The organism is Streptomyces sp. NPDC024555 (assembly GCF_055559335.1).
In genome coordinates this window covers 229,679-249,468 of record NZ_JBVHKV010000010.1, presented here as the reverse complement: position 1 = coordinate 249,468, position 19,790 = coordinate 229,679, and the positions used below count along the sequence as shown (strand labels likewise).

The window sequence follows — 19,790 nt, the reverse complement described above, 5'->3', positions numbered from 1 at the left end:
ACTCTTCGGGGCTCTCTCGCTCGTACCGGTCGCGTCGGCCAGTCCGTCCGCACCGGCCGCCAGTTGCACCGAGAACTGGAGCCTTTCGTCCGGGCAGGGAATCGCGAGCGGAAAGTGGTGCAACAACTACACCTCCGCCCAGGGAACGGTCACGGACACCAAGTCCGACGGAAAGTGTCCGTTCGTACGCGGTCATCTCAGCAATGGACGTCATGTGGACAGCGACTGGGCGGGGCCGAAGGGGGACTCCTCGCCGGTGAATCTCAGCTCGCCCAAGGGGACGTACATCTCCAGCCTGTCGATGCAGTACATCAATTGCTGACCACGGACGGCTGACCGCGGAACCGTGCCGCGCGGCGGGCCTCCGGAGCCTGGGGATCACAGGTCGGCCAGGGACTGCCGGAGGCCCCGCTGCGCACGGTCACGCCGGATTCGCCGCGCCCCGTGGGGGACCTCGCGCCGACGCGGCAGGGGTGTCCGGTCGTGTCAGCCCCTGGCGGCCGGGGCGTCGGGGCGGCCGGCGGTCTCGTCCAGGAAGGCGTCGATCAGGGCGAAGGTGGCGTCCGGCCGTTCGATCTGCGGGAGGTGGCCGGCCTCGGGCACCACCGTGAACCGCCCGTCGCCGAAGGCCTTCGCGTACGCCGCTCCGTAGGCGGGGGTGACGATACGGTCGGCCTCGCCCCAGAGGACGAGGGCGGGGACATCGACGCGTTCCAGGCGTTCCCGCAGCGCCGGGTCCTGCATGGCGGGCTCGCCGGCGAGGACGCGCATGGTCTCCATGTTGGCCCGCCTGCGTGCCGACTCCCCGGCCGGGGTGTCGGCGGGGTCGAGGTAGTAGCGGTCCGGGTCGTACCAGGAGTGCTCCGCGACGCCCCGGGCGTCCAGGGCGAAGAAGTCGACGACCGGTTCCGCGGGGACGTGGATGCCGACGGCGTCGATCAGGACGAGTCCGGTGATGAGGCCGTCCTCGTCCCGGAGGGCCATTTCGGCGGCCGTCCAGCCTCCGAGCGACGAGCCGACCACGAGGACGTCCCGCAGACCGCGGTCGCGCAGCAGGCTCAGGTACACGTGGGCGAGGTCGCCGATGGTCGTGAGGGTGTCGGGGCGGGGTGTGCCCTCCCAGCCGGGGTGCACGGGGGTGAGGGTGTGGGTGGTACGCGAGAGGTGCCGGGCGAGGCCGGCGACCGTGGCGGGTCCTCCGCCGCCGTGGAGGACGAGGACCGGCCGGCCGGTCCCGGCCTCGTCCGGGACGAGGGGCGGGGCCGTTCGGGTGTGCGCTGTGGTGAGGGGCATGACGGCACTGTAACTAAACATCTTTATATAAGCTAGCTTGGTCATGGCGTAGACTCGACCCATGCACAGTGAGCTGCAGGAACTCGGCAGGGCCGTCAAGCAGGTGCAGTACCGGCAGCACCGGGCACTGGACCGCGCCCTGGGCGACATCGGCACGACGCTGGCCCAGTGGGACGCCCTGCGGGCGATCGGCCGCTCCCCCGGGGCGTCCGCGCGCGAACTGGCCGCGGCGACGTTCCAGACGGAGCAGGCGTTCGGCACGCTGATCGGCCGCCTCACGGCGCCCGGCCTCGTCGAACGGCGGCCGGGGCACGGCCGGCGCATCGAGCACCGTCTCACCCCGGCCGGCGAACGACTCCTGGCCGCCGGGCACAAGGTCGCCGACACCGTGCTCGCCGCGCACTTCGCCCCCCTGCCGGACGAGGACCGGACGGAACTGCTCGGTCTTCTGCGACGTCTCGCCGCGCAGCCGGAGGTCTGAACCGGCGGCGGGCGGAAGGCCGTTCCGTATCCGTGTCTCCTGAGGGCTCGACAAGTAACCCCGTACCGGCTTGAGTTGATGAGTCAGGCGCCGTGGGCGGTGTTAGCCGCGCGTTATCGAAACGTCAGCACGGCACGCGACGCTCTCCCCCACAGACGGCATGTTCCCGACGCGTCCGACGCGTCCCGTCGATTCGGCATCGGCCCGAATGGACGGACATGCGCGCCCACCCTTCTGGAGACCTCGCGTGAGACATCACCTGACGGAGACGTACGGCCGGCGAAGAATCGCCGCCCTCCTCTCCACACTCATAGCCCTGGCCGGAATTCTCACCGTCCTGAGTCCGGGATTCGCCCATGCCCTGGACGACGACACGGACAACCCGGCCTACCGGTCGATCGGAAAGACGCACAACCCCGACTGGATGCGGGGCATCGGTGACGCGACGCCGCTCGGCTGGCTCTCCGTTCCCGGAACGCACGAGACGCTGTCGATCCGCGGCGGCGACATGACGTACACCCAGCAGAACGGCGGTCCCAGCGCCGAGACGCTCGCCGGCCAGCTCCAGGCCGGCATCCGCTCCATCGACATCCGCGTGCGGGTGATCGGCGGCAGTTTCACGATCCATCACAGCAAGGTCTACCAGGACGCGAACTTCGCCGACGTCCTCAGGGTGCTCGCCGATTTCCTCAGGGCGCACCCCCGCGAGACGGTGATGATGCATCTGCGGGCCGAGTGCGACAACAGCAGCGGTCCGTTGAGCGTGGACTGCAAGGACGATCCCTCGTCCACCACCGACGCGGACCGCGTCGCCGTCTTCCGCAAGTACCTCGCCGAGGACCCCAACGCCGCCTCCTTCTGGGGCCCTTCGGTCAGCGGGGACAAGCAGGCCGCCGTGCCGACGCTCGGGGACGTACGGGGGAAGATCGTCCTGGAGCGCTTCCGCAACGTGGGCGACGCCAGCGGCACGTACGGCCTCGTCGGTGACAGCCTCCGCATCCAGGACGACTACACCGTGCCGAACCTCCTCCCCGGGGCCATCAACGACAAGGTCGACAAGGTCGTCGCCCATCTGAACGCCGCCAACACGGACACCGACGCCCAGCACATCTATGTGAACTACACCAGCGGGTCGAGCGGTGCCGCCTATCCGAAGGCCGTCGCGGACCGGGTCAACGAAAAGGTCCTGGGGCCGCTCGGCAGCGTGGCGAACCGCACCGGTGAGGTGATGATGGACTATCCGGGCTACGCGATGATCGAGACGATCATCGCCGCGAACCGGCCCTGGGACGGCCCCGCCTGGAGCGTTCCGCGACTGGCCGTGATGCCGCTCGGGGACTCGATCACGCTCGGCGTGGGCAGCAGTACGCGGACCGGCTACCGTCCCGCGCTGGCGCAGAAGCTCGCCGGGCACGCGGGCACCCTGGAGTTCGTGGGATCGCAGGTCGACGCCGACGGGGTGACGCGTCACGAGGGCCACTCCGGCTGGCGCATCGACGAGTTGCAGGCCAACATCGAGACCTGGCTCGCCGAGGCGAAGCCCAATGTCGTCACGCTGCACATCGGCACCAACGACATGAACCGCGACTACCAGGTGGCGACCGCGCCCCAGCGGCTGGCGACGCTCATCGACCAGATCCACACGGCCTCGCCCGACACCGTCGTCGTCGTCGCCTCGCTGGTGCCCGCCACGGACCCGGTGGTCCAGGCCCGGGTCGACGCGTACAACGCGGCCATTCCCGGCATCGTCACGGACCGCGCCCAGCGCGGGTACAAGATCGCCCGCGTGAGCATGGGCGCGCTGACCACGGCCGACCTCAACGACAACCTGCATCCCAACAACGCCGGCTACACCAAGATGATGAACGCCTTCCTGCACGGGATCACGGCCGTCGCCGGGGCCGGCTGGATCAAGGAGACCGTCGAGGTCAAACCGGCGCCGCCCCGCAAGGCGTCCGCCTTCGGCGACTACGACGTGGACATCAACGGCGACGGACGGGCCGACTACCTGGTGCTGGACGACAACGGCGCCGTCCGGGCCTGGACCAACACGGCCAACCCCACCACGGGCGCCGTGGAGTGGAGCGAACAGGGCGTCATCGCCTCCGGCTCCAGCGCCTGGCGGGCCGACCAGGTCCGCTTCGCCGATGTCGGCGGGGACGCGCGCGCCGACTACCTGGTCGTGGATCCGGCCAACGGGGCCGTCCACGCCTTCCTCAACACCGGGGGCGACGGACGCGGCGGCTGGCAGGACATCGGCACCATCGCCACCGGGTCCAGCGGCTGGACCGGCGACCAGGTCCGCTTCGCCGACATCAACGCCGACGGACGCGCCGACTACCTCGTCGTCGGTGCCAACGGCGCCACCCGCGCCCTGCTGAACACCACCGATGCCACCACCGGCGCCATCAAGTGGGCCGACCAGGGCGTCATCGCGTCGGGTTCGTCCGCCTGGACCGGCGACCAGGTCCGCTTCGCGGACATCGGCGGCGACGCGCGCGCCGACTACCTCGTCATCAGCCCGAACGGCGCCACCCACGCGTACGTGAACACCGGCGGCGACGGCCGCGGCGGCTGGTCGGACCAGGGCGTCGTCGCCACGGGTTCCTCCGGCTGGCTGGCCTCCCAGATCCGCTTCGCCGACATCAACGCCGACGGACGCGCCGATTATCTGGTCGTGGACGACAACGGCGCGATCCGCGCCTATCTCCACACGACGAACGCGTCCGGCGCGCTCAAGTGGGCCGATCAGGGGGTCATCGCCACCGGGACCGGCTCCCCCGGCTTCCGCGTCCACATCTGAGACGGATCCGGGTTCCGTCCGCACCCCTCGCGCGCGTCTCGCCCCGTCGGGTCTCCGGCGGGGCGAGGCGGGCGGCGGGGTGCACCCTGCCGCGCCACGTCACCTCCGGCGCGTGCCGGAGGTGCGTGTCGTGGCGAAACGTGTGCGGTACTCGCTGGGGGTCGTGCCGAAGTGGCGGGCGAACGCCCGCCGGAGGGTTTCGTCGCTGCCGAGGCCGCTGTGCCGGGCGGCCGACGTCACGCTGTGTCCGTCCAGCAGGAGCTGGGCCGCGCGGTCCAGGCGGACCCGTTCGACCCAGCGGCCGGGCGTCGTGCCGAGGCCCGCGCGGAACAGCCGGGCCAGATGGCGCGGGCTGACGGAGGCGGCCGCCGCCATCGCGGCGAGGCCGTGGTCGCCCGCCGGGTCCGCGAGCACCGCGTCCGTGACGGTGCGCAGGACCTCCCCGGGCGGCGCGGGTGTCGCGAGGGCCGTGGAGAACTGGGACTGGCCGCCGGGCCGTTGGACGAACACCACGAGTTCGCGGGCGGCCTCGCGTGCCGCCTCCGCCCCGTGGTCGTCCTCGACGAGCGCGAGAGCCAGATCGATCCCGGCACTGATCCCGGCCGAGGTGAGGTAGCGGCCGTCGCGGATGTGCAGGGCGTCCGGCTCCACCCGGACCCGGGGGCAGCGGCGGGCGAGCGCCGCCGCGTGCCGCCAGTGCGTCGTGGCGCGGCGCCCGTCGAGCAGACCGAGTGCGCCGAGGACGAAGGCACCGGTGCACACCGAGGCGACGCGCGCGGCCCGCCCGGCGAGCAGGGACGCCGCGGCCAGCAGCTCCGGGTCCGGCGGCGCCCCGGCGAGGACGTCGCCGCCCGCGACGACGAGGGTGTCGACGGGTCCGGCGTCGGCCGGCCGGACCGTACGGGTCAGGACGGGGCCCGAGGCCGTGGTCACGTCGCCGCCGCCCGGGGAGACCAGCACGGGAACATACGGACGGCCGAACGCCCCCGCCCGGTGCAGGACCTCCAGGGGGCCGCTGACGTCGAGCAGCGTCACCCCGTCGAACACCAGGAACGCGACGCGGTGCCCCTCCTCCGATGTCCGGATCTGTGGGGTGTGTGGCTCCAGGGACATGGCATCAGGGTACGCCCGGGAGCGAGGGTGGAGGGGTCGCCGGCCGTACCGGACACGGCCGGCCCGGCAGGAGAGGCAGGGCCGTCGGCATGGGCGAGATCGTCGCAGGCGTACGGATCCCGGACAGCGCCCTGGCGCGCGAGGCGTCGGAGCTGGTGCGGGACGCGGCGTCACCGCTGCTCTACGACCACTCCCGGAGGGTGTTCCTCTTCGGGGCGCTGCGCGGGAGGCGGCAGGGGCTCGCGTTCGATCCGGAGCTGCTGTACGTGGGGGCGCTCTTCCACGACCTCGGGCTCACGGAGCGGTATCGCCGTACCGACCAGCGCTTCGAGATCGACGGCGCGGACGAGGCGCGCGCGTTCCTGGGCCGGCACGGCATCGACGGCGAGCGGGCCGACCGGGTGTGGACGGCGATCGCCCTGCACACCACCCCGCAGATCCCGCTGCACATGGCACCCGAGATCGCCCTGGTCACCCGTGGGGTGGAGCTGGACGTCCTCGGGATCGGCTACGGAGCGGTCACGGACGAGGAGCGCGCGGCGGTGGTGGCCGCGCATCCGCGGCCCGACTTCAAGAACCGGATCCTGGCCGCGTTCACCGAGGGCATCCGGGACCGGCCCGGGACGGCCTTCGGCAATGTGAAGGCGGATGTCCTCGCGCACTTCGTGCCCGGTTTCGTACGCGAGGACTTCGTGGAGGTCATCAGGGCGTCCGCGTGGCCGGAGTAGGCCGCGCCCGCGGGCCGGTCCCCGCTACCAGCCGGACTTCGCGCTGTCGTAGGCGGTGCGGCAGTCGGCGTTGGTGGCGTTGGCGGCCAGCTTCTCCATGGCGCTCTGCCAGATCCTCTTGGCCAGCTTCTCCAGGTCGCGGGTCTCGGCGGGCACGTTCGGGGAGTACTTCTTGAGCGCGGCCAGGGAGGACTTGGTGAACTTGTTGCAGGCGGGGCCGGCCGCGCTGCGGTAGCGGGTGTCGAGGTCACCGGCGACGGCCGTGCCGTTGTTCGTGGCCCAGGTGTTCCAGGCGGCGCACGCCTTCTCGGTGAAGGCCTGCTGGTCGGCCTCGCTCAGCCCCAGGACCTCGCCGATCAGGGCGTTCTTGGCCTTGTCCGGGACGGTGTAGTCGACGACGGGGAACTTGTCCATGGTCTCCAGCAGGGCCTCCTGGCAGGCGGGCGGCAGGGACGCGGCGCGGGCCGGGGAGGGCGCGGCCAGCACGGAGACGGAGACGAGCGCCGCGGCGAGGACGGCGCCGCGCGAGGTGCGCGAAAGAGTCATGACGGGTCAGCTCCTTGTACGGGGGGTGGCGTCGTGGCACCGCAGCGGCGCCCGACGGCTACAGAACGATCACTCGTGCGGTGAGGTCACGGCCGCCCCCGGGCCGGTGGTGCGGGGGCGCTCCGACGGGGTGGTCCGCCGCTGTGCCGGCTCCGCCGGGGCCGGGCCGGGGCCGGGATGCGGCCCGTTCGCCGGGCCGGTAGCGCGTTGCGGGTGCGTCTGCGGAAGACGAGGTAGCCGGCGCAGGCCGCGCCGGTCAGCCAGAGCAGTTGTACGGCCAGCCCCTGGCCGACGGGGGCGTCGGAGAAGGCGGCGGCCATGGCGGCCTGGACGGCTCCGTAGGTCGGCAGGAACCGCACGACGGCACTGTCCGAGCCGGAGCTGGAGAGCGGGTTCTGGAGGGCCACGTCGAGGATGCTGATCATCAGGATGGCGAACATGCCCTCGACCTCCCGGCGGAGCACCGATCCGAGGACGACGCCGAGCGCCCCGTAGGTCAGGGCGGCGCAGAACAGCGCGACGGCCAGGGCGGCGGGCTGGTGCGGGGTCCAGGCGAATCCGGCCGCCGCGGTGGCGTACACGGCGACCGCCGAGCAGACCAGGGTGAGCGCGGTGAGTTTGGCGAGGACCAGGTGGTGGCGCGGGTAGCCGGCCATGGCGAGCCTGCGGTCGAAGGCGCCGCCGGTGAAGGTGGCCGCGAACATCATGAAGCCCGCGATCAGCGTGACCGCGTTCAGCGCTCCGGTGATCTGGGTGAGGTGGTTGCCCGGCGGGGAGAGGATCTCGCCGGTGGCCCGGAGCCGGAACGGGGCGGGGTGGCCGGGGATGGCCACATAGGCCAGCCCGATCCAGACGGGGATGTACACGACGACCAGGAGCATCGCGAACCGGTTGCGGGCGTGCCCGATCAGCGCGTAGCGGGACGCCGTGGTGAACAGGGACCAGTGCCGCCTCACGCGATCGCCTCCGTACGGGTGTGCTGCCGGTGCAGGCGTCCGTCCTCCAGGCGCCACAGCTGGTCGAGCCGGTCGATGTCGTAGGCGAGGTGCGAGACGACGAGGACGGAGCGGCCCGCGTCGCGCAGGGCCGTCGCCAGGTCCCAGAAGCGCAGATACGTTTCCCAGTCGAAGCCCTGGTAGGGCTCGTCCAGGAGCAGGACGTCGGGGTCGTGCATCAGGGCCAGCGTCAGGTTGAGCTTCTGGCGCGAACCGCCGCTGAGGCGTCCGGCCCGCTGGTCGAGGTAGGAGGTGAACCCCAGGATCTCCATCACCTCCTCGGCCCGGCCCAGGTCCGGCAGGGCGAACGCGCCGCGGAAGAAGTCGAGGTGCTGGCGGACGGTGAAGGCGTCGTCCAGGACCACGGCCTGCGGGCAGTAGCCGAACCGGCCGGCGTGGCGCACCGTGCCCCGGTCGGGGGCGAGTTCACCGGCGAGGATCTTGAGCAGGGTCGACTTCCCGGCCCCGTTCTCCCCGACGATCCCGGCGAGGGTGCCGGGGCGCAGCACCAGGTCGACGCCGCGCAGAACGGCGTGGGTGCGGTACGCGTGGTGCACGTCCGCGACATTCAGGGCGGCGGTCCGTCGCGACGGGTCCTGTGCGGGGTTCACCGGGGTGCCACGCTCTCCTCCAGTTCCCGCACGGCCCGTTCCCAGAGCCCCGGCAGGGTGTGGGCGCCCGGCAGTCCGCTGTCGGCGACGACGGACACCTCGGCCCACTCCCCGTAGAACGCGAGTCCGACCGCGCAGAGCTGGCCCGGGACGAACAGCGGCACCAGGGCGGTGCCCGTCACCCGGGATTCGCCGAGGCCGCCCCGGTCGGCGAGCGGCATCGAGGTGGCCATGACGTGCGAGACGCGCGGGGAGAGGAGCCGGCGCATGTACCACGCGGTGGGCCGGGCGGGCATGTGGCGGACCAGGTCGCCGATGGCCCGCCGCCAGACGGCGCCCCGCAGTTTCCGGGTCACGGCCATCACGGCGTCCAGCCGCCGCGCCCCGGCCGTTCCGCCGGGGGGCGCGCCCCTCGGGCCGAGGGGCAGGTCCAGCGGCAGGGCGAAGCAGCGGTTGCCCCAGATCTGTTCGTCGTCGGGGCGCCGGGCGTCGACGGGCAGCAGGGCCGTCGCCCGCGGCAGGGGCACGCCCTGCTCGTCCGCCCAGGTCCGCAACGCCCCGGCGAGCGCGGCGAGATGGGCGTCGTGCGCCGAACCGCCGCGGGCGGCGCCGATGCGGCGCAGGGTGTCGGCCGGGACGCGGGCCCGCCCGAACCGGCGTTCCCCGGTGGGCGTGTACGCGACCGCGGGGCGCCGTCCGGCGAAGGTGCGGGCCAGGAACCTCGCCGCGAGTCCGGCGGCCACGACGGTGCGGCGCGGTGCGGTGGCCGGGCCGCCCCGGGCGGGGACGGGGCGGCGGGAGGGCTCGCCGTCGCCGAGCAGCGCGCGGAAGGTCATGGCGGCGGCGCCGCCGTCCTGGGCGGCGTGGCGGAAGCGGTAGCAGAGGAGGTAGGCGTCCGGAGCGTGGCCGTGGATCAGCCACAGCCCCCAGTAGGCGCCGGGGGCGAACGGGGCGTTGAGCGCGGTGTGCAGGGCGGCGTCCGCGCCGTCGGGGCCGTCGGCGACGACCTCGTCGACGTGCCGGTCGGCGGCGAAGCCGGGGTCCGTCCGCCAGCGCGGCGGCCGGGCGTCCGTGATCCGGCTCGTGAGCAGCGGCAGGCGCGCGACGCGGTGCGCCACATAGGCGCGGAGTTCCGCGAGGGTCGGGGGCGGGCCCGTGAGATCGACGACGCCGCCCCCGTCCCAGCGGATGTCGGGGCGGCTGCGTTCCAGGCCGAGGAAGGCGCGGTCCACGGGGTGGGCGGGCCTGTGGGGCGGCGGGGCGGCCCGTTCGGGGCGGGGGGACGATCCGGAGCCGGCGTCGGGGCGGGGGGACGGGACGTGGGGCTCGGCGGGCGGGGGCGTCGCCGTCGTGGCGGACGTCTCGGGATCGGACACGGGTTCGTGGCTCCAATGCGTGGCGGACGAGCGGCAGGGACGGCCGGGGGACGGTCCGCGCGGCGGACGGTTCGTGTTCCGTTTCCGCCCGGTTCCTCCGGCACAGCCCCTCAGGATGACCGCCCGTACGCACGGACCGTCCCGGGCGCGTGCCGTACGCCGTGGTCCGTGCCCGTCCGGAGCGCGGGATCCCCGTCCCGGGGGTGCCGGTACGGATTCCCCCGAAGGGGGGATGTCCGTCGGGGCGTTGCCGGACGACGCGTCGCGCTCGGGGGTGACCGGCGCCTTCCGGGCCGGTGCGGAGCAGGTGCCGTACCGCTGTTGACGTGGGCGTCCGCCTCGTCATCCCTTCGGGTGAGCGGGCCGGAGGAGGGGGTTCGTCCCGTTCGCCGTCTGCCATTGTGTGCCGTGCGCCGGGATCAACGGGCCTCCGGGGCCGTGGAGATGGCGGTGCGACCGGAGGATTCCGTGCGACGGCACGGTGTCGGCCGGTGCGCGGTCCACGGGGTCGCCCGGTGCGCCGCTCTCCGTTCCCCGCCGCCGTCCGGGGGTGCGGAGCCGGCCCGTCCGCCGCCCGCGTCCTCGTCGCTCCCGCGTCCGGGTGCGGGCCCTTCCCCCTTCCGAAGCCCTTGGAGCCATGGCCGTGCACGTCGCCCTCACCGGCGCCACCGGATTTCTCGGACTGCGCCTGCTGCGCCTGCTGCTCGACACGCACCGCTCACTGACGGTTCTGGCCCACGCGGGGTCGGGGGACGCCCTGCACCGCATCACCCGGTTCTTCGAACTGACGGGCGCCCCGGCCGCGCTGACCGCGGAGCTCCCCACGCGGCTGCGCGTCGTGGAGACCGATCTCGCGCGTCCGAGGCTGGGCCTGACGGAGCGGGCCTTCCAGGAGCTGGCCGACACCGTCGGCACGCTCTGGCACAGCGCGGGCAGCATCAACCTCGAAGGGGATCTCCCCGGGCTGCGCCGGACCAATGTCGAGGGGACCCGGCAGGTGCTGGAGCTGGCCGCGGCGGGCCGGCTGCGTACGCGCGTCATCCATGTGAGCACCGCCTTCGTCGCCGGGGCGCGGCGCGAGGGGGTGGCGTACGAGGACGAGCTGGACGCGGACGACGGCTTCGAGAACGCGTACGAGCGCTCGAAGTACGAGGCGGAGCTGCTGGTGCGCGCCTGGTCCGCGGAGCACCGCCGCCCCGTGCTGGTCCTGCGGCCGAGCATCCTGGTCACCGACCGGCCGCCGCATCCCGAACTGCCCGCGCACCCGCTGCTGGTCGTCGAGCGGATCCTGCGGGACGCGCCCCGCGCCGCGGGTCATCCGCCCGTTCCGTACGGCGGCGCGCGGGCCGGCCGGCCGCGTGTGCGGCTGGTGGGGCACCCCGCGTGCCGGCTGAACCTGCTCCAGGTGGAGCACGCGGCCGAGGTGATGGTGCGGCTGGCCGCGCGGACACCGTCCGGCGGGGTCGACACGTATCACGTCGTGCACGACCGGGACGTTCCCGGACCGGTGGTCCTCGGTCTGCTGGAACGTCTCGCCCCGCTCGCGATCGATCTGGTCGACGCCGCGCCGGACCCGCCGACGGCCCTGGAGGCGCTGCTGGCGTCGTATCCGGGGATGACGGCGTACCTGTCGCACCGGCGGCGGTTCGACGACACGCGGGTGCGGTCCCTGCTGGGGGCCTCGGCCGTGTCCGCGCCGGTCGGTCCCGCCTATCTGTGGTCGGGTCTCGCGCCGCGTGCGGAGGGTGTCCCGGCACCGCCCGGCCCCCCGGCCGCCGGTGCCCGCTCCGCGCTCCGCACCTGATTCCGCAGCCTCCGTCGATCGCCCCGCGTCCCCTCTCGTGTTGGAGCCGTTCCGTGTCCGTCCTCGCCGCCTCCGGCTCCCCCGCCGCCCCGGCCCCGGCCTTCTCCCTCGACGGCATCGCCGCCCTCGCGCGGCGGATCCGGGAGCCCGTCCATGTCGTCAGCACGCCGGACGGCCGCGAGCGGGGGCTGGCGCTCGGTCCCCCGCCCGGCTTCCGGGTGCTCGGCACGCTGCCCCCGCTCTATCCCGAATGGCTGGGCGGCCGGACGTTCTGCGAGGCGCACGGGGTGCGGTTCCCCTATGTCGCGGGCGAGATGGCGAACGGGATCGCGACCACGTCCATGGTCGCGGCGATGGCCCGGTCCCGGATGCTGGGCTTCTTCGGCGCGGGCGGACTGGCGTACGCGGACGTGGAGCGGGCCGTGCACGGACTGGCACGGGAGCTGGAGGGCCGCGCCAACTGGGGCGTGAACCTGCTCCACTCCCCGACCGAACCCGCGCTGGAGACGCGGGTCGCCGAACTCCTCGTGCGCTGCCGGGTGCCCCGGATCTCCGCGTCCGCCTTCATGGACCTGACCCCGGCCGTGGTGTGGTGCGCGGCCCGGGGGCTGCGGCGGGGGCCGGACGGGGACGTCGTCCGGCCGACCCGGATCCTCGCGAAGGTGTCCCGTCCCGAGGTCGCCGAGCGGTTCCTCTCCCCCGCCCCGGCCGCCGTCCTGGACGCGCTGGTGGCCGAGGGGCGGCTGACCCGCGAGGAGGCGGATCTCGCGGCCCGGGTGCCGGTGGCCGAGGACCTGACCGTGGAGGCCGACAGCGGCGGCCACACGGACAACCGGCCGTTGTCGGTGCTGCTGCCGAGGATCGCCGCGCTGCGGGACGCGCTCGGCCGGCGGTACGGCTACCGCGGGCCGGTCGGGATCGGCGCGGCGGGCGGCCTCGGCACTCCCGGCGCGGTGGCCGCCGCCTTCGCGCTCGGCGCCTCGTACGTCGTGACCGGGTCGGTGAACCAGACCGCCGTCGAGGCGGGTCTGTCCGACGAGGCCAAGGCGATGCTGTGCGAGGCGGACATCGCCGATGTGGCGATGGCCCCGGCGGCCGACATGTTCGAACTCGGAGTGAAGCTCCAGGTGCTGTCGCGCGGCACGATGTTCGCCCGGCGGGCCGGCCGGCTGTACGCGGCGTACCGGGACCACGCCTCGCTGGAGGAGATCCCGGCCGCCCTGCGCTCCGCGCTCGAACGCGAGGTGCTGCGGGCGTCGTTCGACGAGGTCTGGCAGCGCACCCGGGCGTTCTGGGAGCGGCGCGACCCCGCCGAGACCGCCCGTGCGGAGGCGGATCCGAAGCACCGGATGGCGCTGGTCTTCCGCTGGTACCTGGGCAGTTCCAGCCGGTGGGCGATCACCGGGGAGACGGCGCGGAGGACCGACTACCAGATCTGGTGCGGGCCGTCGATGGGCGCCTTCAACCAGTGGGTGGCGGGCACCCCGCTGGCCGCGCCCGCGCACCGGACCGTGGTGGGCATCGCCCTCCATCTGCTCGAAGGGGCGGCCGTGCTGACCCGCGCCCATCAGCTGCGGACCTACGGAGTCCCGTTGCCCTCCGACGCCTTCCGCCATGTGCCGTGCGAGCCGTCGTGAACGCCCGCCCCGGCGGCCCGCCCGAGGCCCCGCCCGTCCCGTCCCGGCCCGTACCCCGAGGAGAACCCGTGTCCGCCGCCCCCGTTTCCCGGACCCCTGTCGCCGTCGTCGGTGTGGGCGCGCTGGTGCCCGGCGCGACGGACGCGGCGGGCTACTGGCGGATCATCTGCGGCGGACGCGACCAGGTCACCGAGGTGCCGGCGTCGCGGTGGCGGTGGGAGGACCACTACGACCCGGATCCGGCCGCCCCCGACAAGACGTACGCCCGGCGCGGTGCCTTCCTGCCGGAGGTGGACTTCGACCCGATGGCCTACGGTGTGCCGCCCACCGCCCTGGCGTCGACCGATGCCTCGCAGCTCCTCGCGCTGATGGTCGCCGACCAGGTGCTGGCGGACGCCGGCGGCCCGGACCGGGTGGACCGCGACCGCACCGGCGTCGTCCTCGGCGCGGCGGCCCTGGAGCTGCTTCCGCACATGGTGGGGCGCACCCATCGTCCGCTGTGGCACGCCGCGCTGCGGGAGCACGGGCTCGGTGAGGCCGAGGCGCACGCGGTGTGCGACCGCATCGCGGACCGTTTCTCCCCGTGGCGGGAGACGACGTTCCCCGGGCTGCTGGGCAATGTGGTCGCGGGCCGGGTCGCCAACCGCTTCGATCTGCACGGCATCAACCACACGGCGGACGCGGCGTGCGCCAGTTCGCTGGCGGCGCTGTCCACGGCGGTCGGTGAACTGGCGCTGGGCCGGGCCGATCTGGTGATCAGCGGGGGTGTGGACACCGGGAACGACGTGGGCATGTTCCTGTGCTTCTCCAAGACGCCCGCCCTGTCCCCGAGCGGTGACTGCCGGCCGTTCTCGGCCGACGCGGACGGCACCCTGCTCGGCGAAGCCGTCGTCATGTACGCGCTGAAGCGGCTGGCCGACGCGGAGCGGGACGGCGACCGGATCCACGCGGTGATCCGGGGCATCGGCACCTCGTCGGACGGCCGGAGCACGGCGATCTACGCGCCGCTGCCCGAGGGTCAGGCGCGGGCCCTGCGACGGGCCTACGAGGACGCGGGCTACGGTCCGGAGACGGTGGAGCTGGTCGAGGCGCACGGTACCGGCACGAAGGCCGGGGACACCGCCGAACTGGCCGCCCTGAACGAGGTGTTCGGCGAGACGGGCCGCAGCGACGGGCCCTGGTGCGCCATCGGCTCGGTGAAGTCGCAGATCGGCCACACCAAGTGCGCGGCGGGGGCCGCGGGCCTCCTGAAGGCGGTCATGGCCCTGCACCACAAGGTGCTGCCGCCCACCGTCAAGGTGGACCGGCCGAATCCGGCGGCGGCCGTGCCGGGCGGCCCGTTCTACGTGAACACGCGGGCCCGCCCGTGGGTGCGGCCCGCCGGGCATCCGCGTCGCGCGTCGGTGTCGAGCTTCGGATTCGGCGGCAGCAACTTCCATGTGACGCTGGAGGAGTACGTGCCCGCGTCCGGCGCGGGACGAGCGGTGCCGCGCCATCGGGTGGCGCCGGACGAACTCGTGCTGTTCAGCGGCGCGTCCCCGGCGGATCTGGTCCTGCCGGCCGGGACCGACGAGGACCGTCCCCTCGCGGCGCTCGCCCGGGAGAGCCAGGCGTCCTTCTCCCCCGCCGGCCGGCTGCGTCTGGCCGTCGTGGCCACCGACACGGCGGATCTGCGGGAGAAGCACCGCCGGGCCCTGGCTCTGATCCGGAAGCGGCCCGAGGCGGCGTTCGGCATTCCGTCCGGCATCCGGTACGCGTACGGCGGGGCCGCACTCGGGCGCGTCGGCTTCCTGTTCCCCGGCCAGGGGGCGCAGTACGTCGGGATGGGCGCCGATGCGGCCATGCAGGTGCCGGCCGCCCAGGACGTCTGGGACCGGCTCGGCGGCGTCCGCTTCGAAGGCCGTGAGCTGCACCGGGTGGTGTTCCCGCCGCCCGCCTTCTCCGACGCCGAACGGGCCGGCCGAAGCGCGCTGCTGGAGGCCACGGAGTGGGCGCAGCCCGCGCTCGCCGTGCACGCGGTGGCGTTGCTGGAGGTGGTGCGGGAGCTGGGGCTGCGGCCGGACTGCGTGGCGGGGCACAGCTTCGGTGAGCTGGTGGCCCTGCACTGCGCGGGCGTGCTGGACGCCCCGGCGCTGGTGGGGCTGGCGCGGCGCCGGGGTGAGCTGATGCGGGACGCGGCCGTGACCCCGGGCGCGATGCTGGCGGTGGCCGCGGACCGGGAGCACGTGGCGCGGGTGCTGGCCGACGGCGCGTACGGCGCTCTGTGGGAGGCGAACCACAACGCGCCGCGCCAGGTGGTCCTCTCGGGCTCGGTCGAGGCGGTCGCGCGCGCCGAGGAGGCCTTCGGCGCCGAGGGGGTGAGCACCCGGCGGCTGGCCACGTCAACCGCCTTCCACAGCCCGCTCGTCGCGTCCGCGGCCGAGCCGCTGGCCGCGTATCTGCGGGAGGTGCCGCTCACGGAGCCGCGCATCGAGGTGTACGGGAACGCCGACGCGGCCCCGTATCCGGCGGGCCCCGACGAGGTGCGGCGCCGGATCGCCGGTCAGCTGGCCTCGCCGGTCCTCTTCCGGGACCAGATCGAGGCGATGTACGCACGCGGTGTCCGGACGTTCGTGGAGGTCGGCGCGGGCCACGCGCTCAGCGGCCTGGTGGGGCAGATCCTCGGTGACCGCCCGCACGCCGCCGTCCCCCTGGACCGGCCCGGCCGGGCCGGCGGTCTGGCGGCGGCGCTCGGTGAACTCTCGGTGCTCGGCGTCCCGCTCCGGCTCGACGCGCTCTGGACGCCCTACGGCTCGTCCGGGCCGCCGGAGCCGGCGCGTGCGCCCCGGATGACCGTGAGGATCAGCGGCGGCAACCGCACCGACCCTCTCCCCCCGCCCCGCGCCCCGTCGGCCGTGGCCGCCGCCCCCGAACCGGCCGGGACGGAGCGGCGCACGTCCCCCGCCCCCACCGGCCCGCTTCCCGAACCCGACGGTGTGCCGGACGACCGGCCCCGGCCCCCCTACGTATCCGAGCCCGACCTCCAGGCGGCCCCCATGACCCCGTACGTCCCCACCCCCGCCGTCGCCCCCGACGACGCCCCGTGGCAGCCCGCGGCCGACGCGACGGCGGCACCGTGTCCGCCGGTGTCCGCGGACGTTCCCGTCCACGGCCCCGGTCTGTACACCGCGATCGACCGCATCCACCGGCAGACCGCGGAGGCCCACGCGGCCTGTCAGCGCATGCTGGTGGAGAGCCATGTGGCGTTCCTGCGGATGACCGAGACGAGTCTTTCGGCGCTGCTCGGTGTGCCTGTTTCCGGGGAGCCGCTGCCCGTCCCGGCGCTGACGGAGGCGCTGCCGGACCTCCCGGCGGCGCTGCCCGACGTGCCGTACGCGTCGCTCGCGCCCGTGCCCGCGGTGCCGCCCCCGCTTCCGGTGTCCGCGCCTCCGCTGTCCCCGGTGCCTTCCGTGCCCCCGCCCGCGCCGGCGCCTTCCGCGCACGTTCCGCTCGCGGTCCCGGATCCGGTTCCGGCACCGGCCCCAGCCCCGTCCCCGTCCCCGGACGACGGGGCGGTCCCGTCGGCCCTGTCGGTGCCGGAGCTGGAGGAGCTTCTGCTGTCGGTCGTGGCCCGGCTGACCGGCTACCCCTCCGACATGCTCACCCTGGACATGGAGCTGGAGGCGGATCTGGGGGTCGACTCGATCAAGCGCGTGGAGATCCTGTCGGCCGTGCGCCGGCGGGTGGGTGATCTGCCGGGCAGCGACTTCGGGCAGCTGGCCCGGCTCCGTACGCTGCGGGAGATCGTCGGCGCGATCACCGCGACCGGCCCGGAGTCCGGTGCGGCTTCCTCGGAGACGGGTCCGGCCGTTCCGGGACCCCGCGGCGATCAGGCGTCCGACGGCCTCGGCGCGGGGTCCGGCACCGGCGAGGGTGCCGGGTTTCGCGGCCCGGACGCGGACGGCCGGCTGCTGAGCACCGAGCACACACCGCTCACGGGCACCGGGAGCATTGCGGAGCCGGATCCGGCGGCCGGGCTGCCGGCGGCCCGGACACAGGAGCCCGGGGGGCTGACCCGGCTGGTGCCCCGGATGGCCGTGGCTCCGGTCTCCGGACTGGCGACGGCCGGACTGTTCGACGGTCCGGTGGTGGTGACCGGGGAGGGCCCGGAGGGGTGCGCGCTGACCGGTCTCGTCGCCGCGAAGCTCGCCGGGCACGGCGTCAGGGCGACCGCCGCGGCCGAGGTGCCCGCGGAGGCGCGGGCCGTCGTCCACCTCGGCGCGCTCACCGCGTCCGGCGCGGCGGACGCCGCCGAGGAGGCGCGGGACGTGCACCGGTCGGCGCTGCGCGCGGCGCGGACGGTGGCGGCGCACGCAACGCGGGACGGCGTGCTGTTCGTGGCGGTCCAGGACACCGGGGGCGACTTCGGCCTCGGCGGGCGCGCGGCCGGCCGTGCCTGGCTGGGCGGGGTGGCCGGGCTGGTGAGGACGGCGGCGAAGGAGTGGCCGGGGAGTTCCTGCCGGGTCATCGACTGCGAACGCGGCGACCGGACGGACGAGGAGGTCGCCGAGGCCGTCGTCCGGGAACTCCTCGACGGCGGGAGCGATCCGGAGGTCGGGCTGCGGGCGGACGGGGCGCGTGCCGTACCGCGTCTGGTGCCGCGCCCGCCGGAGTCCCGCGGCGACGGGGCCGGGATCCTCACGTCCGCGTCGGTCGTCGTGGCCACCGGCGGCGGGCGCGGGGTGACCGCCGCGGCCCTGCTGGACCTGGCCAGGGCGTACCGTCCCAGGATCGTGCTGGTCGGGCGGACCGATCCGGGCACCGGGCCCGACGCCTTCCCGTCCGCCTCCGACGCGGCGGCGCTCACCCGGCTGCTCGCGGAGCGCGCCGACGCGGATTCGGCGGAGTCCTCGCCCGCCCGGATCGCGGCGCGGGCGCGGGAGATCCTCGCGGCGCGCGAGGTGCGCGCCACGGTGGCGGCGCTGGAGGCGGCGGGTTCACCCGTGCGGTACGTGGTGGCGGACGCCCGGGACGCCGCCGCGCTCGCCGCGGCGCTGGACGGTGTCCGGGCCGACTGGGGGCCGGTCACCGGCATCGTGCACGGGGCGGGGGTCCTGGCCGACAAGCGGATCGCCGACAAGAGCGACCCGCAGGCGGAGCTCGTGATGTCGGCCAAGGTGGACGGTCTGCGGGCGCTGCTGGCGGCGACGGCGGACGATCCGTTGGAGCTGGTCTGCCTGTTCTCGTCGGTGGCCGCCGTGTACGGCAACCCGGGGCAGGGCGACTACGCCATGGCCAACGAGATCCTTCAGCAGGTGGCCTCGGCCGAACAGGTGCGCCGCCCCGGCTGCCTGGTGCGGTCCGTGGCCTGGGGGCCCTGGCGGGGCGGCATGGTCACCCCGTCGCTCGCGGCCCACTTCGGCCGCTCCGGGGTGCCGCTCATCCCGCTGGAGCGGGGGGCCGCCGCGTTCACGGCCGAACTGGGCGCGTCCCGTGACGAGGCGCGTGTCGTCCTCGTGGCCGGGGACGACCCGGCGGCGATGGCCCCGGCCGGTGAACCCGCCCCGGTGCAGGCGCTGGTGCGCGCCGACGCGCTGCCGCAGCTCGCCGACCACGCACCGGCCGGAGTCCCGGTGCTGCCCGTGGCGATGGTCCTCGACTGGTTCGCGGGAGCGGCGGTTTCCTGGCTTCCGGCGCCCGGCGGCGGCCCCGTCGTCGTGCGGGACCTGCGGGTGTACCGGACGCTGGCGCTGCCGGACCTGGACGGACCGGGCCATCCCGTCACCGTCCGCGGCAGCCGGGGAGCGCCCGGCGCTCCGTCGGCGGTGGAGACGGAGCTGTGTGCCGGGGAGGGTCCCGCGCACTTCCGCGCGGTCGTCGACGCCGGGGCCGATGTGCCCGCCCCCGGGGTGTGGGAGACGCCCGCCGGTCTGAAGCCGCTGGACGCGCCGGATCCGTACGAGGGCACGGTCCTCTTCCACGGGGGCCGGTTCCACGCGCTGCGCGCGGTGGACGGCAGGTCCGAGCACGGGGCCGAGGCCGTGGTGGCGGGGGTGCGGGGGCTGGACTGGGCGCCCCCGCACGGGCCGCTGGACGTGGCCGCCGTCGACGGCGCCCTCCAGCTCGCGCTGCTGTGGGCCGAGGGCACGCTCGGTGCGGGCACGCTGCCGATGGCCGTCGCCGAGTGCCGGGTGCACCGGCGCGGTCCGGTGGCCGCCGACGGCGTGCGGTGTGTCGTCCGCGGGCGGAAGACGCACGCGACGGGGGCGCGGTGCGACGCGGCGCTGATCGACGCCGACGGCGCGGTCCGGCTGGAACTGATCGGCGTCGAACTGGTCCGCGTCCCCTCCTGACGCGGTGACCGGGGCGGCGGGCACGGCCCGTGCCCGCCGCCCCTGCCGTTCCTCCCCCTCCCCCGTACCCC

The 19,790-nt window shown here is 74.7% G+C and carries 12 protein-coding genes; 6 read left to right on the top strand and 6 right to left on the bottom strand.

All coding sequences use genetic code 11. The annotated features are described in order from the left end of the window. Positions 1-486 precede the first annotated feature (486 nt). On the bottom strand, positions 487-1,293 hold the full coding sequence (locus ACZ4FH_RS19440; protein ID WP_467306104.1) for an alpha/beta fold hydrolase: 807 nt from the start codon (positions 1,291-1,293) through the stop codon (positions 487-489). 61 nt (positions 1,294-1,354) lie between these two features. Here ACZ4FH_RS19440 and ACZ4FH_RS19435 point away from each other — a divergent pair, with 61 nt between their 5' ends. Together ACZ4FH_RS19435 and ACZ4FH_RS19430 are read left to right on the top strand one after the other, a co-directional pair. After that, complete coding sequence (locus tag ACZ4FH_RS19435; protein ID WP_467306103.1) at positions 1,355-1,774, top strand: MarR family winged helix-turn-helix transcriptional regulator; 420 nt, start codon at positions 1,355-1,357, stop codon at positions 1,772-1,774. Positions 1,775-2,021: 247 nt separating this feature from the next. Next, positions 2,022-4,577: a phosphatidylinositol-specific phospholipase C domain-containing protein gene (locus tag ACZ4FH_RS19430; RefSeq protein WP_467306101.1), complete on the top strand. Its 2,556-nt coding sequence runs from the start codon at positions 2,022-2,024 to the stop codon at positions 4,575-4,577. A gap of 99 nt (positions 4,578-4,676) precedes the next feature. Here the strand turns inward: ACZ4FH_RS19430 and ACZ4FH_RS19425 are convergent, their stop codons facing one another. Continuing rightward, positions 4,677-5,690: a GlxA family transcriptional regulator gene (locus ACZ4FH_RS19425; RefSeq protein WP_467306100.1), complete on the bottom strand. Its 1,014-nt coding sequence runs from the start codon at positions 5,688-5,690 to the stop codon at positions 4,677-4,679. Positions 5,691-5,779: 89 nt separating this feature from the next. On the opposite strand from ACZ4FH_RS19425, the gene ACZ4FH_RS19420 reads away from it, so the two are divergent. After that, complete coding sequence (locus ACZ4FH_RS19420; RefSeq protein ID WP_467306097.1) at positions 5,780-6,418, top strand: HD domain-containing protein; 639 nt, start codon at positions 5,780-5,782, stop codon at positions 6,416-6,418. A gap of 24 nt (positions 6,419-6,442) precedes the next feature. Here ACZ4FH_RS19420 and ACZ4FH_RS19415 read toward each other — a convergent pair whose 3' ends face one another. The 4 genes from ACZ4FH_RS19415 to ACZ4FH_RS19400 form a co-directional block, all read right to left on the bottom strand. After that, positions 6,443-6,964, bottom strand: a complete 522-nt coding sequence (locus tag ACZ4FH_RS19415) for a hypothetical protein (RefSeq protein WP_467306095.1) — start codon at positions 6,962-6,964, stop codon at positions 6,443-6,445. Positions 6,965-7,050: 86 nt separating this feature from the next. After that, positions 7,051-7,920: an ABC transporter permease gene (locus tag ACZ4FH_RS19410; protein ID WP_467306094.1), complete on the bottom strand. Its 870-nt coding sequence runs from the start codon at positions 7,918-7,920 to the stop codon at positions 7,051-7,053. After that, positions 7,917-8,531, bottom strand: a complete 615-nt coding sequence (locus ACZ4FH_RS19405; RefSeq protein WP_467306222.1) for an ABC transporter ATP-binding protein — start codon at positions 8,529-8,531, stop codon at positions 7,917-7,919. Before ACZ4FH_RS19405 ends, ACZ4FH_RS19410 begins: the two co-directional genes overlap by 4 nt. Before the next feature lie 35 nt (positions 8,532-8,566). After that, on the bottom strand, positions 8,567-9,946 hold the full coding sequence (locus ACZ4FH_RS19400) for a WS/DGAT/MGAT family O-acyltransferase (protein ID WP_467306093.1): 1,380 nt from the start codon (positions 9,944-9,946) through the stop codon (positions 8,567-8,569). Between the two features lie 637 nt (positions 9,947-10,583). Here ACZ4FH_RS19400 and ACZ4FH_RS19395 point away from each other — a divergent pair. The 3 genes from ACZ4FH_RS19395 (at position 10,584) to ACZ4FH_RS19385 (ending at position 19,719) form a co-directional block, all read left to right on the top strand. Further along, the gene (locus tag ACZ4FH_RS19395) at positions 10,584-11,750 is read left to right on the top strand and encodes an SDR family oxidoreductase (RefSeq protein WP_467306092.1); all 1,167 of its coding nucleotides are present in this window, start codon (positions 10,584-10,586) and stop codon (positions 11,748-11,750) included. A gap of 53 nt (positions 11,751-11,803) precedes the next feature. Further along, complete coding sequence (locus ACZ4FH_RS19390; RefSeq protein WP_467306091.1) at positions 11,804-13,387, top strand: PfaD family polyunsaturated fatty acid/polyketide biosynthesis protein; 1,584 nt, start codon at positions 11,804-11,806, stop codon at positions 13,385-13,387. Between the two features lie 68 nt (positions 13,388-13,455). Continuing rightward, on the top strand, positions 13,456-19,719 hold the full coding sequence (locus tag ACZ4FH_RS19385) for an SDR family NAD(P)-dependent oxidoreductase (RefSeq protein ID WP_467306089.1): 6,264 nt from the start codon (positions 13,456-13,458) through the stop codon (positions 19,717-19,719). The last annotated feature ends 71 nt before the right edge of the window (positions 19,720-19,790 follow it).

Coding starts and splice junctions, on each gene's coding strand:
- ACZ4FH_RS19435 (WP_467306103.1), top strand. CDS start 1,355: ATGCACAGTGAGCTGCAGGAACTCGGCAGGGCCGTCAAGCAGGTGCAG.
- ACZ4FH_RS19415 (WP_467306095.1), bottom strand. CDS start 6,964: ATGACTCTTTCGCGCACCTCGCGCGGCGCCGTCCTCGCCGCGGCGCTC.
- ACZ4FH_RS19395 (WP_467306092.1), top strand. CDS start 10,584: ATGGCCGTGCACGTCGCCCTCACCGGCGCCACCGGATTTCTCGGACTG.
- ACZ4FH_RS19440 (WP_467306104.1), bottom strand. CDS start 1,293: ATGCCCCTCACCACAGCGCACACCCGAACGGCCCCGCCCCTCGTCCCG.
- ACZ4FH_RS19420 (WP_467306097.1), top strand. CDS start 5,780: ATGGGCGAGATCGTCGCAGGCGTACGGATCCCGGACAGCGCCCTGGCG.
- ACZ4FH_RS19425 (WP_467306100.1), bottom strand. CDS start 5,690: ATGTCCCTGGAGCCACACACCCCACAGATCCGGACATCGGAGGAGGGG.